Annotated in this window: 17 protein-coding genes and 1 other RNA gene; 2 read left to right on the top strand and 16 right to left on the bottom strand. The window is 60.0% G+C overall.

Annotated elements, in window-relative coordinates; all coding sequences use genetic code 11:
* Positions 1–11: 11 nt before the first annotated feature.
* From VEZ38_RS05270 to VEZ38_RS05245, 6 genes are all read right to left on the bottom strand, one after another.
* The gene (locus VEZ38_RS05270) at positions 12–287 is read right to left on the bottom strand and encodes a hypothetical protein (RefSeq protein ID WP_324892297.1); all 276 of its coding nucleotides are present in this window, start codon (positions 285–287) and stop codon (positions 12–14) included.
* A 4-nt stretch (positions 288–291) separates the two neighbouring features.
* Positions 292–699 carry a hypothetical protein gene (locus VEZ38_RS05265; RefSeq protein WP_324892296.1) on the bottom strand — a complete coding sequence of 136 codons (408 nt, stop codon included), beginning with the start codon at positions 697–699 and terminating at the stop codon, positions 292–294.
* A gap of 7 nt (positions 700–706) precedes the next feature.
* The gene (locus tag VEZ38_RS05260) at positions 707–1,003 is read right to left on the bottom strand and encodes a YlaH-like family protein (protein ID WP_324892295.1); all 297 of its coding nucleotides are present in this window, start codon (positions 1,001–1,003) and stop codon (positions 707–709) included.
* Complete coding sequence (gene typA, locus VEZ38_RS05255) at positions 1,000–2,835, bottom strand: translational GTPase TypA (RefSeq protein ID WP_324892294.1); 1,836 nt, start codon at positions 2,833–2,835, stop codon at positions 1,000–1,002. The genes VEZ38_RS05260 and typA overlap by 4 nt, the downstream gene beginning before the upstream one ends.
* A 116-nt stretch (positions 2,836–2,951) precedes the next feature.
* On the bottom strand, positions 2,952–3,428 hold the full coding sequence (locus tag VEZ38_RS05250) for a hypothetical protein (protein WP_324892293.1): 477 nt from the start codon (positions 3,426–3,428) through the stop codon (positions 2,952–2,954).
* A gap of 103 nt (positions 3,429–3,531) precedes the next feature.
* Positions 3,532–4,191 carry a TerC family protein gene (locus VEZ38_RS05245; RefSeq protein WP_324892292.1) on the bottom strand — a complete coding sequence of 220 codons (660 nt, stop codon included), beginning with the start codon at positions 4,189–4,191 and terminating at the stop codon, positions 3,532–3,534.
* Between the two features lie 300 nt (positions 4,192–4,491).
* Here VEZ38_RS05245 and VEZ38_RS05240 point away from each other — a divergent pair, with 300 nt between their 5' ends.
* A complete protein-coding gene (locus VEZ38_RS05240; protein ID WP_324892291.1) occupies positions 4,492–5,184 on the top strand; it encodes a TerC family protein in 693 nt (230 codons plus the stop codon).
* A 114-nt stretch (positions 5,185–5,298) separates the two neighbouring features.
* Here VEZ38_RS05240 and VEZ38_RS05235 read toward each other — a convergent pair whose 3' ends face one another.
* The 4 genes from VEZ38_RS05235 to VEZ38_RS05220 all read right to left on the bottom strand — a co-directional run bounded on the left by VEZ38_RS05235 (position 5,299) and on the right by VEZ38_RS05220 (position 7,470).
* Entirely contained in the window at positions 5,299–6,003 is a 705-nt protein-coding gene (locus VEZ38_RS05235) for a lytic transglycosylase domain-containing protein (RefSeq protein ID WP_324892290.1), read from the bottom strand.
* A 139-nt stretch (positions 6,004–6,142) separates the two neighbouring features.
* A complete protein-coding gene (locus VEZ38_RS05230; protein WP_324892289.1) occupies positions 6,143–6,679 on the bottom strand; it encodes a hypothetical protein in 537 nt (178 codons plus the stop codon).
* A gap of 11 nt (positions 6,680–6,690) precedes the next feature.
* The gene (locus tag VEZ38_RS05225; RefSeq protein WP_324892288.1) at positions 6,691–6,900 is read right to left on the bottom strand and encodes a DUF1540 domain-containing protein; all 210 of its coding nucleotides are present in this window, start codon (positions 6,898–6,900) and stop codon (positions 6,691–6,693) included.
* Between the two features lie 69 nt (positions 6,901–6,969).
* Entirely contained in the window at positions 6,970–7,470 is a 501-nt protein-coding gene (locus tag VEZ38_RS05220; RefSeq protein ID WP_324892287.1) for a YpuI family protein, read from the bottom strand.
* A gap of 176 nt (positions 7,471–7,646) precedes the next feature.
* On the opposite strand from VEZ38_RS05220, the gene VEZ38_RS05215 reads away from it, so the two are divergent.
* On the top strand, positions 7,647–9,554 hold the full coding sequence (locus VEZ38_RS05215; RefSeq protein ID WP_324892286.1) for a S8 family peptidase: 1,908 nt from the start codon (positions 7,647–7,649) through the stop codon (positions 9,552–9,554).
* A 72-nt stretch (positions 9,555–9,626) separates the two neighbouring features.
* Here the strand turns inward: VEZ38_RS05215 and rnpB are convergent.
* From rnpB to dnaG, 6 genes are all read right to left on the bottom strand, one after another.
* Positions 9,627–10,034: RNase P RNA component class A (gene rnpB, locus VEZ38_RS05210), an RNA gene on the bottom strand.
* 77 nt (positions 10,035–10,111) lie between these two features.
* The gene (locus tag VEZ38_RS05205) at positions 10,112–11,227 is read right to left on the bottom strand and encodes a Nif3-like dinuclear metal center hexameric protein (RefSeq protein ID WP_324892285.1); all 1,116 of its coding nucleotides are present in this window, start codon (positions 11,225–11,227) and stop codon (positions 10,112–10,114) included.
* Positions 11,212–11,964: a class I SAM-dependent methyltransferase gene (locus VEZ38_RS05200; protein WP_324892284.1), complete on the bottom strand. Its 753-nt coding sequence runs from the start codon at positions 11,962–11,964 to the stop codon at positions 11,212–11,214. Before VEZ38_RS05200 ends, VEZ38_RS05205 begins: the two co-directional genes overlap by 16 nt.
* Before the next feature lies 1 nt (position 11,965).
* Entirely contained in the window at positions 11,966–12,793 is an 828-nt protein-coding gene (locus VEZ38_RS05195; RefSeq protein WP_324892283.1) for a hypothetical protein, read from the bottom strand.
* 77 nt (positions 12,794–12,870) lie between these two features.
* The gene (gene rpoD / locus VEZ38_RS05190; protein WP_324892282.1) at positions 12,871–13,986 is read right to left on the bottom strand and encodes an RNA polymerase sigma factor RpoD; all 1,116 of its coding nucleotides are present in this window, start codon (positions 13,984–13,986) and stop codon (positions 12,871–12,873) included.
* A gap of 18 nt (positions 13,987–14,004) precedes the next feature.
* Positions 14,005–15,843 (bottom strand): DNA primase, encoded by a 1,839-nt coding sequence (dnaG, locus tag VEZ38_RS05185; RefSeq protein ID WP_324892281.1) that lies wholly within the window; start codon positions 15,841–15,843, stop codon positions 14,005–14,007.
* Positions 15,844–15,880 lie beyond the last annotated feature (37 nt).

The raw sequence follows: 15,880 nt of genomic DNA, 5'->3' as shown, positions 1-15,880 counted from the left end.
TCTCACCTGATCTATTCGTTATATTTCGGATTGGCGGTAATATCGACGAGCAGCTGCTCGGCCGCTTCGCGGTCGTACATCTGCGTCTTGCGTTTGCCTTCCTTCACATAAGTAACATGATACATGGTGTCGTCGACCTTGCCAATCGCAAATAACTCCAGACCATGATCTTCCTTCAAAATCTCTTCGAAAAAGAGCGCCGTCTCCTTCGCCGCCCCGTCTTCGGGCCGGCCTTCCTCGACTAGCTTAATTTGCAGCCAGTTAAATAGTGCGTCTTCGAGCCGCATGGACTTACTCCTCCTTCAACAGCATCGCCCGCCAGCCGGCGCGCCACCACGCGCGAACCGCGTCGAGACGAGGGTCGGGCGGCAGCCGGTCCGCCGCCGCCAACGCCTCGGCGGGAGAAAGCAGGCGGTCCAGCAGCGCCGCCCCGCAATGAGAAACCGCGAGCGGAGCGGCGAGCGTCACGTCGCCCGGCTCGTCCAGCCGAAGCGAAGCGCCCTCCCCGCCGCAGGCGGCCTCGTCGTCCCCGAGCAGCAAAGCAAGCTTAAAACTGGGCAATAAAAACGGATGCGCCGCCTGCGCCAAGCGCCGCAGCGCATCTCCTTCCTCCGCTTCCAGCGGAAACCTCGCCGAGAGGAGCGTAGGCGCGTCGGGCGTTCCGACGACGGGCGTCGCCCAATACCGATAAGCCGCCACGCCGCCGCTATCCCTTCGTATCGCCGTTCGCTTCGCGCTTGCGCCGCTCGCGGCCTTCGACCCAATATCGAACGCGCACGAGCAGCATCAGGCCGACGGCGACGAGCAGGCAAAGCACGATCGGCAAGCCGAACATTTGGAAAATCAACAAGACGAACGTGCCGACGCCGATCAACAAATAAATGATCGCATCCTTCAGGAGCGGAAGCTTCCGCACGCGAAACACCTTATTGTATACGTACGTCACCAAGGCATAGATGATGGCGTACGTAATCCAGACATGTTCGAAGAGCCATTCGTTCATGTGTTGACCAACTTCTTATTTTTTTCCGACCGTTCGCGTTCGCTCTTGTTAAGAATCTTCTTGCGAAGGCGAATCGACTTCGGCGTAATTTCGCAATATTCATCGTCGTTCAAGTACTCGAGCGCCTGCTCGAGGCTCATGATGCGCGGCGTCTTTAAACGCACCGTATCGTCCTTCGAAGCGGACCGTACGTTCGTCAGCGCCTTTTCCTTACAGATGTTGACGATGATGTCGTTGTCGCGGTTATGCTCGCCGACGAGCATTCCCTCGTACACCTCGGTGCCCGGCGTAACGAACAAGATGCCGCGATCTTCGACGGACATCATGCCGTAAAACGTCGCCGTTCCGGTTTCGCTTGCGACGAGCACGCCCTGGTGGCGTCCGCCGACGCCCGCGCCGGCGTACGGACCGTACGAATCGAACGCGTGGTTCATGATGCCGTAGCCGCGCGTCAACGTCAGGAAGTCCGTCCGGTAGCCGATCAACCCGCGGGACGGGATCAGGAACTCGATCCGCACGTTGCCGCTGCCGTTGTTGACCATGTTGACCATATCGGCCTTGCGCGCGCCGAGGCTTTCCATGACCGCGCCCATGCTCTCCTCCGGTACATCGATAAGCAGACGTTCGATCGGCTCCATCTTCACGCCGTCGACGTCTTTCACGATGACTTCCGGCTTAGACACCTGGAGCTCATAGCCTTCGCGGCGCATGTTCTCGATCAGAATGCCGAGGTGCAGCTCGCCGCGCCCGCTGACGACGAACGCGTCGGGGCTTTCGGTATCTTCGACGCGCAAAGCGACGTCGGTCTCGAGCTCTTTATACAGACGCTCCCGCAGCTTCCGGGACGTTACCCACTTGCCCTCGCGGCCCGCGAACGGCGAGTTGTTAACCACGAACGTCATCTGCAGCGTCGGCTCGTCGATCGTGAGCACCGGCAGCGGCTCCGGATGAGCCGGGTCGGCGATCGTCTCGCCGATGTTGATTTCCTTGATTCCCGCGATCGCGACGATTTCGCCTGCGCCCGCTTCCTCGATCTCGATCCGCTTCAAGCCTTGGAAGCCGAACAGCTTCTCGACGCGCGCTTGGCGCTGCTTGCCCTCGCGATCGAGCACCGCGACGGATTGGCCGGCGCGAATCGTACCGCGGTTAATGCGGCCTACGGCGATGCGGCCGAGGTATTCGTTATAGTCGAGCAGCGTCACTAAAAATTGCAGCGGGTCGACCGTGCTCTCGGTGGGCGCCGGAATGCGCTCGAGAATCGTCTCGAACATCGGCTGCATCGTAGCTTCCTGGGACTCCGGCTCGAGTCCGGACGTGCCGTTCAGCGCCGAGGCGTATACGACAGGGAATTCCAGCTGAGCGTCGTCGGCGCCGAGCTCGATAAACAGATCGAGCACTTCGTCGATGACTTCCGCCGGACGCGCGTTCGGACGGTCGATTTTGTTGACGACCACGATCGGCGTCAAATGCTGTTCGAGCGCTTTGCGAAGCACGAACTTCGTCTGCGGCATGCAGCCTTCGAACGCGTCGACGACGAGCAAAACGCCGTCGACCATCTTCATGATGCGCTCGACCTCGCCTCCGAAATCGGCGTGTCCCGGCGTGTCTACGATATTAATGAGATGATCCTTATACGTAACGCCCGTATTTTTCGCGAGAATCGTAATGCCGCGTTCCCGCTCCAAATCGTTGGAATCCATGGCGCGTTCGACGACGGCCTCGTTGTCCCGGAACGTGCCGGCTTGCTGAAGCAGCTTATCCACGAGCGTCGTCTTTCCGTGGTCGACGTGAGCGATAATGGCGATATTGCGAATCCTGTCTCTTGAAATCATCTCTTTATTCTCCACTCCAGTACTTGTTCTGTTCATAAAAGAAGCGTCGGAGACGAATCCGACGCTGACCTATGTCTTTTAAATTATACGCTTCGCGACGCGAAAAAGCAAATCTTTTAGCGAAAGTTCGGTCTTCTTGCGATAACCGCAACGCCGACGACGATGAACAAGAGCGCTACGACGTACCCGTTCGCGTGAATCAACAGCGCGACGATCCAGGCGAGCGCCGAGACGGCCCCGATCCCGAAAGAAACGACGCGGAGCGTGCCGCTCCGTTCGGCGGAGGCGAGCTCGAACAAACCGACGGCCAGCGACAAAGGAAACAGCGGCCATAGCGCCTTCATCCACGGCCATCCGAACCAAGCGCAAAACAAGCATGCGAGGGAACCGCCGACGAGCAGCGCGCCGGGTAAGTAGACGATAGCGGGGAGCGTCCGACGCCATACCGCGTAATGCAAGTAGACGCCTGCGGCCAGCGGCGCCACCGGCCAAAACCATGCGGCCAATGCGCCGAAGAATCCAAGCTTGCCCAATGCGATCACGATCCCGGCGCCGATAATCGCGAGGCCGAGGGGCAGCGTACGGTTGTTCATCGTCGACCACTCCCGTTTCCACATTGACGCCAAGACTCGACGCCGTTAGCTATCAGTTTATCGGAAACGTGTCGAAATTTCCACCCATACATTTCGCTTTCGGTTATACCGCCGCGCTTCTTCGCTTCTTCCACAAGCCGGCCGCCACGACGAGGGCCGCAGCCGCGATCGGCAGCGCCCAGTGAATCGCGTGCGGCGCGGCGCCGAGCCATGTCTCGACCGTATCGTCCTTCAGGAACATCTCACCGGCCGTATATCCGAGAATGCCTGCTCCGATATAGATGAGTACCGGGTATTTATGAAGCAGCTTCATCACGAACGTGCTTCCCCACACGATCAGCGGAATGCTGATCAAAATGCCGATGACGATGAGCAGCCAGTTCCCTTCCGCGATTGCCGCGATCGCCAGCACGTTGTCGAGGCTCATCACGAAATCCGCCACGATAATGGTCCAGATCGCGGCTCCGAGCGTCGTCGCGCTCTTCACGTCGCCATGGCTCTCGTCGTCGAGCAGCAGCTTTACCGCGATGTACATCAGCAGCAAGCTGCCGAGCAATTGAATCATCGGGATTTGCAGCAGGAACACCGCCGCGACCGTTAACACGATCCGAAGCCCGACCGCCCCCGCGGCGCCCCACCATACCGCCTTCGCCCGCTGCCGCTCCGGCAAATTTTTGCTCGCCATCGCGATCACCACCGCATTGTCCCCGCTAAGGACAATGTTCACCATAACGATTTTAAGTATTAAGAAGAGGCCCTCCACGCGCCCTTCCCTCCTTACGGTTGTCCGATTCGATACGATTCATTGTATGTGACAAGCTTTCGGAATATGTGCGCGGAACGCCCGGCGGGCCGCTTGACGGGACGCTTGAGAGGGACATATAATAGAGCCAGTGGAAAAAGGGGAGTAGCTGTACAACAAAGTCGTCAATACGGAGCGGTCTCGTTCCCGGCTTTGTTGGCAACGGATCCGTTGTTAGCAAGACCTTTGCCGAAGGCGTATTTGCCGCATCGGTAAGGGTCTTTTTATATTTATACACATATCTTTTAGGGAGTTGGAAGAATGGACATCATGTCCCCGGAGTTTTGGGTGGCGCTCGGCACAATTATTTTCATCGATTTGATTCTGGCCGGCGACAATGCGATCGTCATCGGCATGGCGGCTCGGAAGCTGGCGCCTGAGCAACAGAAGAAAGCGATTTTCTGGGGCACGTTCGGCGCGGTCGCCATTCGGATCGTGGCGACGGTGCTCGTCGTGGAATTGTTGAAAATTCCGGGTTTACAGCTTGTCGGCGGCCTCCTGCTTGTCTGGATCGCGTATAAGCTGTTAGTGAACGATGATGACCATAAGGATATTCAAGCGAAAGACAGCTTGTGGGCGGCCGTTCGCACGATCGTCATCGCGGACGCGGCCATGGGCATCGACAACGTCATCGCGGTCGCGGGCGCGGCGCACGGCGACTTCGTCCTTGTCGTCATCGGTCTGCTCGTCTCGGTGCCGATCGTCGTCTGGGGCAGCACCTTGTTTATCAAGCTCGTCACCAAGTTCCCGCCGATTATTTACATCGGGTCCGGCGTACTAGCTTATACCGCCGCCAAGATGATTACGCACGAGCCGTTCATTCATGGCTGGTTCGCTCATCCTGCCGTCTACTGGGCGTTCCTCGTCCTCGTCGTCGCAGGCGTGCTTGCCGGCGGCAAGCTGCGCAACGCCAAAGCGGCGCCGAAGCTCGAGCACACTTCGGAGAGCGCGTAAGCCGCCTGGAAGACGCAAAAAATCCAAATAGGGGCGCGCCGCGAGGTAGATGACATATCTACGCTCGCGGCGCGCCCCTATTTTCATGTCCCCCCGAAGGAGGATCGGCGACGCCTATCCTCTCTCCCGGAGCACTTTGCCGACATACGCTTGCGTCTCTTCCGGCAGCCGCTCCATAGCCTGCAACAAATCGGCATCCGTACGAATGCCCAGCCGATCGACGCGGCCCGGTCCGGCATTATAAGCCGCTAGGGCTACGCCTTCGTTCCCGTTGTATTTCGTAAGCAGGAAGGACAAAAACCGCGTGCCTCCGTTCACGTTCTGCACGGGGTCGAACGAATCGGCGACGCCTAGCGAAGCGGCCGTCGCGTCCATCAGCTGCATCAGCCCCTTCGCGCCTGCGGACGATACCGCCTTCGAATCATATCCGGATTCTACGCGGATCACGGCGTGAACGAGCGCGGGGTCGACGCCGTAACGTTCGCTGGCTTGGCGAACGATCGCGTCCACGTCGGCCGGCGCCTCCGCGCGTTCTACGCCGGCCGCCTCAGCCGTCGGGCCGGAGCGGACGAGCGGCCTTAGGCCCGCCAGCGGATCGAGCCCAAACGGCGCGTTCGCGGCGGCGCCGTCGTACGGTCCCATCGCGGCGGTCCCGTTCCCGGATTGCGCCGTAAGCAGCTGCAGCAAGGCCGAAAAATCCGGCGCGTCGCCGTTCGTCCCGCCGAGCGAGGAGGACGTGACGTCGGCTGCCGATAGAAACTGGGTGCGCAGCCATGCGGAAAGCAGCTTCGGGTCCACGGAGGTAGTATGTATGCTCATCTTTGGTCTTCGCTCCGATACGTTAAGTCTTGTCCCTATTATAAGAGATTTTCGCTGCAGGCTCCATCGTTATTTCATGGGAGTCTTCGCCTGTAAAAAACAACGCCGTCCGAACGTACCGGACGGCGCGGGGCGACGGTTAATACACCGCCGTATGCTGAAGCGATAATAAGAACATGACGAACGAAATCGTGCCCAGCAGCATGGACCATGCGCCTAGCGCCTTCCGGCCTTTCGCGTAAGCCATGAAACCGACGACGACAGCCGCGGGGCCGAGGATGCTTTGAAGGAAAAAGAAAGAAACGGCTGCCATCACGATGGCGATCAGCCCGATCGTCGCGCCGGCCGCCATGCCTCCGGTCGACTCGCTTCCTGCCGCGGCGCCGCTCGCGGCGTTCGGCGTCACCGCCGACAGCTCGCCGCCGAATTCGGCGTCGTACGATTCGGCCTTCGCCTCGCCGTCCGCCGAATCGGCGCGCATCGCAACCGGATTTACGCTTTCCTCTTGAAAGAAGGCCTTATCCGACACGGACGACTCGCTTTCGAACTCCGTCTCCGGCCCGAACGAAGCCGATGCCGGGTCGGACGTCGATGCGTCCGCCGCGACCGCCGGCTCGGACGTACCGCCTGCGGCGTCCTCCCCCTCGTTCAACGGGCGTTCCCATTGCTCGCTCATCGACAGCCCCCCTACTCCTTCGGTTTAAAGGTGTGGCAGCACGTCGTCGAGGACGTCTTCGCGGCGTCTTGATGCTCCGTATCGAACGACTCCCCAGCGAACTCCGCGTTGAAATCCATTCGCGCGTGCTTGTCGACGTCGATCATAATTTGATCCGCGCCGCATCGATTGCCTTCCTTATAATAGTGACAATCCGACACGCTGCATTTGACTTGTGTCAAAATCAATCACCCCCTCCTGAGGATGCCCGTCGGGAGGGGGTGATTATGCCGTCCAATATTTTGCGCGGCTTACGCGCGTTCGCCTTGCATACGGCGCTGAGTAACGTAATCCGTCTCGTAGTACGCTAAATCCTCGCGGAGCTCCTCGAAAATTTTCGACAGCGCCAGCGTCAGGTCGCGAACCTCGCGAACCGGCTTCTTCCGAAAGCGAATGGCGTCTTGCCCGGTATAGGCATAACGTCCGTCTTCGGAATAGCACTCATGCTTCGGATAAAAGAAATTGTTGACGGAGCTGTGATAGACGTCGTACAGCACCCGCTCGGCATATTCGTTATTGAACGTCGGGCGACGCAACGCGACGCCGAGCTTCTCGTAATTGACGTCCGAGAAGACGAGCAAATGCCGCATATCCGACAAGAAGCCCCTGTTGAATTCGTCCATCGCCGGGTCTTGATCCGGGTTCAACCCCGCCAGCGTGACGCCGTTCAGAAACGGTTCGATCGCCTCGATCGCTTGCTTTAATTTGGCTTTCGTCGTTTCGCACAATTGTTGCACGTTATGGATCGCCATGAACGCCTGTTCCTCCTAAACCGTCATTGGCCGCCTTTCGCGGCAAGGTACGCTCATCCATCATCCTAACATAAAGTTCGAGAAAACGGTACTCCCCCACGATGAATAACCGCCCCTTCAAATGCCACCCTAATTACATAAACGAAGGGTTTTACGGAAGGGAGCGGGAACGACGTATGGGTAAACGTACACTGCCGATCGGATGGATCGCGGGACTCGCCGCATTGGCGCTGCCGGTCGGTTTTTTTCTAAGCCGCGGGGAGGAGCCGGCCGTGCCAGGCGCGGATGCCGGGGCGGCGGAACGAGGCGCGATGCAATCCGCATCGGCCGAGCAGCTGCGGAAGCTGTCGATCGTTGCGAACGACGTCTCCGTAACGGAGGAGCTTTGCCGGCTGCAATGCCGCGACGATCTCGCTTCGCTGGCCGAACGGCTGAAGAATAACGAACGCGCTGCGAGATCGGCGCTGAAAGAAATGCGCAAGGCTCATCCGCATTTCCATGCGCTGGCCTACGTCGGCCAAGACGGCAAGAAGCGTACCGTCGGCCGCGGCGCACCGTCCGACGACGCCGTGCCGGGCGCCGCCGCGGCATGGAGGGACGCCGTCCGCTCCGTCGGAATGGGGAGAGCCTATCAATCAAGAGCTCTGATCGGACGCGACGGCGATACGTACTTCGTGCTCGGGGAGACGGGGGGGAAAGGCCGCGGCGGCGTCGTCGGCCTCGTGCATCAGGACGTGCTGCGTCGCGTCGCCAACCATCAGGCGCGGAATTTGCGCCTCCGCGAGTTTCCCGACGAGGATAAACGGTTCGGTATCCGAGCGGTCGATCCGAATACCGGTCGGGAGGTCGACGTCGATTCGCCGGAGGAAAACGAAGGCATCAGTCATTACCGCAAACGAGAGGTCGTCGTTCGATTCGCGGAGCCGCCGACGAAGGAGCAGGTAGAGCGAATGCGGACCGAAACCGGCGCCGTTTCCGTCAAACAGCTCGGCTACGCCTTCGTGTTCGACTCCGCCACCATGTCGACGCCGGAGCTGTTGGACTATTTCCGAACGAAGAACGTCGTCTACGCGGAACCGCACTATATGTATGTGACGAACGGAGCCGCCGAGCCGGCCGCCGAGCTTGTGCCGAACGATGAGCTGTATCGTCGATACCAGTGGAACCTGCCGATCATCGGCACGCCGGCGGGTTGGTCGTTCTCGAAGGGCGCGGAAGAGGTGATCGTCGCGGTCATCGATACCGGCGTCACCCTCGGCCACCCGGATCTCGCGGGGCATCTGGTTGAAGGGTACAACGTCGTCGCTCCCGATCGGCCGCCGGACGACGACGTCGGACACGGCACGCACGTCGCCGGCGTCGTATCCGCCTTGACGGATAACGGCCAAGGCGTCGCCGGCATGACATGGTACAACAAGGTCATGCCGGTGAAGGTGCTGGATTCGACCGGCATGGGCAGCACCTATTCCGTCGCGGAGGGCATCGTCTGGGCGACCGATCACGGCGCGAAAGTGATTAACTTAAGCCTCGGCAACTATGCCAGCGCGGAATTTTTGCACGACGCCATTCGTTATGCGTACGACCGCGACGTCGTGCTAATCGCCGCGACGGGCAACGACAACACCGATCAGCCCGGCTTCCCGGCCGCGTATCCCGAGGTATTCGCGGTATCGGCGACGAATCAAGCGAAGGAAAGGGCGTCCTTTTCCAATTACGGCGATTATATCGACGTCGTCGCGCCCGGGGAAAACATCGCAAGCACGTATACGGAAAATCAATATGCCGCCTTATCCGGCACCTCGATGGCGAGCCCGCACGTCGCCGCCCTGGCGGCGCTCATCCGTTCGGTCAACCCGGAATTGAAAAATACCGAAGTGTATGACGTGATGCGTCGAAGCGCCGTCGATCTCGGACCCGCCGGAAGGGATCCCTACTTCGGCTACGGGCAGATCGACGTAGCGCGCGCGCTGCAGCTGGCCTCGGGGAAAGCTCCGCAGGAGGCCGCAGCCGACGGCGAAGCCGAGAGGACGGTCGGCGGCGGATCCTTCCTCGAACGATTGCTGCATGCCCTGCTTGGAATGTAAAAACGGGATAAGCGCACATGAGAAAGAGCTGTCGAGGGTTCGACAGCTCTTTCGCGTGCGAAGCAATGGTGAGTGAGAAGTTTGCCGTAAGCCGGGTTCTGTGCTTCCAGTGGTCGTAACGGGTCACCTGCCCTCCCACCGATGAAGCGACAATCATCTATCTAGGCGACGCATTGCTGCGCCGCTCCAGCGACCAACCCGAACGCACCCCGGGCAAGGGTCGCAGCGCGAAGCTGCCGCGTTCCTCTTAGGTCTTGCTCCAGATGGGGTTTACCAGGAGACAAGTCGCCATGCCTCCTCGTGGTCTCTTACACCACGGTTCCACCCTTGCCTGTGCCTTCTCGCGAAGGCCATCGGCGGTCCATTTCTGTGGCACTATCCTTCGTCTCGCGACGACTGGACGTTATCCAGCATCCTGCCCTGCGGAGCCCGGACTTTCCTCCCGCGGGCAAGCCCGCCGGCGATTGTCTGTCAAACTTCTCGATCAAGTATTCAGTATACTCGGTGCGCGCGCAGGATGCAATGCAGGGTTATTGGCAGCATTGCCACCTTTCCGTCTAAAGAAATGCGAACGGCTCCGTCGACCCGACGGATGCGTACGCCTCGACGCCCCAGCCCTCGGCCTCGGCGACCGCGGCAAGGCGGCCGGCCACCGCAGCCTTCATGATCTGTTCGATATGATGGCCCGGATCGACGAGCGCCAGTCCTGCGGCCAACGCGTCGTGCGCCGTATGATGGTCGAGGTCGCCCGTCACGAACGCATCGGCTCCCGCCCGGATCGCATGCTTGACGAAGCTGCGCCCGGAACCGCCAAGGACCGCAACCTTGCGGATCGGCGCGCTCGGTTCCCCTACATATCGCAGCGTCGGGACGCCGAACGCAGCCTTCGCGTGCTCCGCGAACGCCCTCAGCTCCATCGTCCTAGGCAGCGTGCCGATACGGCCGAGACCGAACTCCCGGCCGGCGAGCTCGAGCCGATACAGATCGTATGCGACCTCCTCGTACGGATGAGCCGCCAGAAGCGCCTTCACGACCGCGTCTTTCCGTCCTTCCGGGACGATCGTTTCGAACCGCCGCTCCGCCGCGCGCTCCAGCGTTCCGAGCTCCCCCGCGAACGGCCGGGCGCCGGCTTCGGGGAGGAACGTTCCCTCGCCTTCGAGCGTAAACCCGCAGTGGCTGTAGTTTCCGATATGTCCGGCGCCCGCGGCGAAGACGGCCTCCCGGACCGCGTCTTCATGCGAGGGCGGCACGTACGTCGCCAGCTTGTAGAGCGTTTCGACGTTCGTAATCTTAAGCGGCTTCGTTCCCTCGAGCCCCAGCGCTTCGGCCAGCAAATCGTTGACGCCCCCGACCGCGACATCGAGATTCGTGTGCGATGCATATACGGCGATATCGTTTAAGAGCAGCTTGCGAAGGAGCTTTCCGTCCGGACGGTCCGTCCGGATGGCCGTCAGCGGCCGGAAAAGAATCGGGTGGTGCGCGATGATCAGCTTCGCCCCGCGCTCGATCGCCTCCTCGACGACGGCGTCGGTCACGTCGAGCGCCACGGCGACCCGTTCCACCGGAGCGCGCATCGAGCCGATCTGCAGTCCGATCTTGTCGTCCGGCTCCGCCAGCTCCGCCGGGGCCCACGATTCCATCCATCGAACGATGCGTCCTACGTCGACAGCCATGCCAACACCTCGCTAATTTCGTCACGCTCTCGCGTCAATTCCTCCAGCTTGCGTTTCGCTTCCGGCTGATCCGATCTCGATATTTGCCGCAGCAAGCCGTCCAGCTTCTCGAGGTATGCCGTCCATTTCTCGAAAAACAACGGGCTTGGGGAACGCAATAGATGCGGCCCCATTAACAGCGCAGCGGAAGCCGACAACGGCGTTCCGGGACGATCCGCGTACAGCGACGCATTCCAAGCCGCCGCGTCCGCTTCGCTCTCGGCCGCATCCGCGGCCAGCACCTCGTAAAGCAAGCCGTCCTCCTTCAGCAGCGTCTCGTCGACGAGCTTCCAGCCCCGGTCCCTTAACCACGCCCGTACAAGTCGTTCCCCGACGTTGGGCTGAAGCACGAGACGGCGGACGCCCGTCAACGCCGGAGTTCCCCCGGAGAGGATGTCCACGATCGTGCCGCCCCCCATGCCCGCGATCGTAATCGTCTGCGCCTCTCCGGGCCGGAGTACGGCTAACCCGTCGCCGAGGCGAGTGTCGATGCGTTCGGCAAGCCCCGCCGCCGCGACCTGACGTTCCGCCGCTTGCAGCGGTCCCGCGTGGACGTCCCCGGCCACCGCGCGCGGAATCGTACCCCGCTGCGCAAGCGCCGTAGGCAGCAACGCGTGATCGGTGCCGATATCGGCGAGCGTCCCGCCGGGCAGCACGTAAGCTGCGACCGCGGCCAGACGCTTTGACAACTGAATCATATTACACAACCCATTCCGTCCAAGTTTTTCGAAGCGCGAACGCGGCCGCCCCGAGCGCTATGGTTTTTCCGATCATGAGCGATTGCGTCACGACGAGCGGCTGCTCGGTCAACGCGAATGCGTACCCCTCGGGGAAAAACCATAGCAGACAAGCCATGATCCAAAAGACGGCCCCCGCTTGCTTAGCGCGGCGGCCGAGAAGCCATCCGATCCAGCCGAACAGCGCCGCGAGCGGTACCCAGCACAGCTCAAGGGCAAGCCAATGCGCCGGCGACACGATGCGATGTACGGCGACCGTATAGGACAACGCAAGGCCGAACCATCCGCAAAGATGAATCCACGGCACCCGGAGCGCAACCCCGAACGCGACCCAAATGAGCGAGCAGCATGCTACGTAAAAGGCGGCCGCCCCCCAATCGCCCGCCTCTGCGCCCGAAGCGAGCAGTAAGGCGCCGCCGAACAATAAAACGCCCGCTCCGAGCCCGAACAGCGCATACGAAAGCAGGGGCTTGCGGTTCCGAAAATACGCGCTGACCCCGTGCGCCGCGACGACGGCGAACACGAAGATGCCGATTTGCAATGGGGGCGGAAACGAGCTAAAATGTAGAGCAACATACAAAAACAATCCAATGCTGCCAATTAGTAGTAACCAGTGCATCGGGTGGCTCTCGACGATCGCGCGTCTGCGCTCCTGCTGTACGGCGGTGCCCGCCGCTTGGGGATCGCGGTATAAATTGAGTAAAAAATCGCAGTAATGATCGGGCAGCAGCTTGCTCCGCTGCCAATGTTCGATCTCTTTGACAATGATCGCCCGTTTCTCTTGATCCATCGGGTTTCGCGTGCCTCCCATTGTAAGGGAAAAGGACCCCGCCCGCGACTCGACGGATGAGGCCCTTCTCGACGAAATTATTCCAAGAAATCTTTCAAACGCTTGCTCCGGCTCGGATGCCGCAGCTTGCGCAACGCCTTCGCTTCGATCTGGCGGATCCGCTCTCGCGTGACGCCGAACACTTTGCCGACTTCTTCCAACGTCCTCGTACGGCCGTCATCCAAGCCGAATCGAAGGCGAAGCACGTTCTCTTCCCGCTCGGTCAACGTGTCCAGCACGTCCTCCAGCTGTTCCTTTAGCAGCTCGTAAGCGGCGGCATCGGCCGGCGCGAGCGCTTCTTGGTCCTCGATAAAGTCTCCGAGATGGCTGTCGTCTTCTTCCCCGATCGGGGTTTCCAAGGATACAGGCTCCTGCGCGATTTTCATGATTTCCCGCACCTTCTCGGTGCTGAGATCCATCTCTTTCGCGATTTCTTCCGGCGTCGGCTCCCGGCCCAGCTCCTGCAGCAGCTGACGGGATACCCGGATCAGCTTGTTGATCGTCTCCACCATATGTACGGGGATCCGAATCGTACGCGCTTGGTCGGCGATCGCCCGGGTAATCGCCTGACGGATCCACCAGGTGGCGTACGTACTGAATTTAAAGCCTTTATCGTGATCGAATTTCTCTACCGCTTTAATAAGACCCATATTCCCTTCTTGAATCAGGTCGAGGAACAGCATGCCCCGTCCGACGTACCGCTTCGCGATGCTGACGACCAGACGCAGGTTCGCTTCGGCGAGGCGCCGCTTCGCCTCTTCGTCCCCGTTTTCGATCCGTTTCGCCAGCTCGATCTCGTCTTCCGCGGATAAGAGAGGAACTCGTCCGATTTCCTTTAAGTACATCCGTACCGGGTCGTTGATTTTGACGCCGGGCGGCAGCGATAAATCCTCGTCGAATTGGAAATCGTCGTGATCTTCGTCCGGCAGCGCGATGCCGCCGTCCTCGTTCTCGTTGACTACCTCGATCCCCTGCTCCGCCAACACCTCGAAAAATTCGTCGATTTGTTCCGCATCTTGATCGAACGGAGACAGGCGTTCCGTAATATCTTTATACGTCAGCGTCGACCGCTTCTTCCCTTGTTCCAATAGTTGCTCTTTGACTTGTTCCAAGGTCAGTTCGGTTTCCTGCTCCGTATGCTGTTCGTTCGTCATTCGACAACTCCCTCCTCCCTAGATCCGTTGACCAAGCGACTTGAGTTCCTTCTCTAGGGTAATGATCTCGATTCCGATTTGCGCGGCGGCGGCGAATTCCTCCGCGCGTTCGGCTCTTGCAAGCATCTGTTGCTTCTGCTTCAGCTTGAGCTCGAGTCCGTGCTTGCGCACTTCCGTCAGACAATCCTCGAGCACCTTGTCGTTGATGGCGTCTTGCGGAACCGATAATAAAATCGAACTGGCCGCAGCCTCCAACGCGTCGTCGTGCAAGCCGCCTACGAACCCGCTCGGGTTCGGCGGTTTGCCTTCGGCATAGTAAGCATATAAATAAGCAGCGATCGCCGCATGAGCTTCCACGTGAAAATCCTCGCCCAATTTCTCTTGGACGAGCTTGGCTGCATCCTCGCTATACATCATGGCGGATAAGAGCTGGCGCTCCGCCGTATAGTAAGCCGGCCGCAACGCGGGAACCGCCGGAGCGGAACTCCCCTTTTCATTCATAACAGTATTCCACGGAATTTCGTCTTTATCCCCTTGCCCTCTCACTTTTTGACGAATTTCGTTCATCTCTTGTTTCAAAGTTTCAAAGGCGTATCCCGTGTCTCCCGCGAGATCCCGAAGATAATGCTCTCGTTCGGTAGGGGATTCGAGCATGGCCACGATGCGAATCGCAGCCCTCGCGTACGCCAGCATCCCGGCGTCATCTTGTAGTGTATGTTGTTTCTTCAAATATAGTATTTTATATTTGGTCGAAGAAACCGGGTTTCGGATCACGTTCGCCAGGAATGCTTCCGGGCCGTGCGCGGCGATATATTCATCCGGATCTTTGCCGCCTTCGAGCAGCGCCACCTCCGCCTTCATGCCGACCTTCTCGCATAAGAGCACGGTCTTATGCGCGGCAGCCTGTCCCGCGCGATCGCCGTCGTAACAAATGAGGATCGAGTCGCAGTACCGCCGCAGGATCGCGAGATGCGATTCCGACAGGGCGGTCCCGAGCGTCGCCACCCCGTTGTCCACGCCCGCTTCCCGGGCCTTGATCACATCAACCATGCCCTCGAAGAGCACGGCCTGCCGCGACTTGCGGATGGCGGCCTTCGCCAGATGCAACGGGTACAGCACCTTGCTCTTCTGAAACAGCGGCGTCTCCGGCGAGTGCAAATATTTCGGCTGGGCGTCGCCGACGGCACGCCCGTTGAAGGCGATGATCTTCCCCCCCGCGTCCCAAATCGGAAACATGACCCGATCGCGAAATCGGTCGAACCGCTCTCCCGTCTCCGCGCGAGAGGCGACCAGCCCCGCCCGCTCCTGCGCCTCCGGCTCGAACCCCTTCGTTCGCAAAAACTGCATGAGGCTGTCCCGAAGGGGAGGCGCGTACCCGATCTCGAACTCGTCGATAAGCTTCTGGGAAAAGCCGCGTCGCTTTAAATAAGCGTAAGCCGACTGACCCTGCTCCGTACCTCCGAGAACGAAATGGAAAAACTTCGCCGCTTCTTCGTTCGCCGCCACGATGCGCTGCGCTTCCCGTTGCTCCTCGGAAAGCTCCGAGGGCGCCTGCGCAAATTCGTACGGAACGCCGGACTCCTCCGCCAGCGCGCGAACCGCCTCCGGGAACGGCAAGCCCTCGGATTTCATCAAGAACCGGATGGCGTTGCCTCCGGCGCCGCAGCCGAAGCAATAAAAAATCCGTTTCTCCGGCAGTACGTTGAACGACGGCGTCTTCTCGGAATGGAAGGGGCATAAGCCAAGGAATCCTCTTCCGCTCTTGGACAACGCCACCGTTCGGCCGATCAGCTCGACGATGTCGGTCTTGTCGAGCACCGCTTGTATGACGTCTTCCGGAATGGAGCCTGTTCTCAACGCTGATCACCACGTTCCGAAATTGCAAATATTATTA

This window comes from Paenibacillus sp. (genome assembly GCF_035645235.1).
Lineage (GTDB): Bacteria > Bacillota > Bacilli > Paenibacillales > YIM-B00363 > Paenibacillus_AE.
This window is presented reverse-complemented; position numbering and strand designations above follow the sequence as displayed.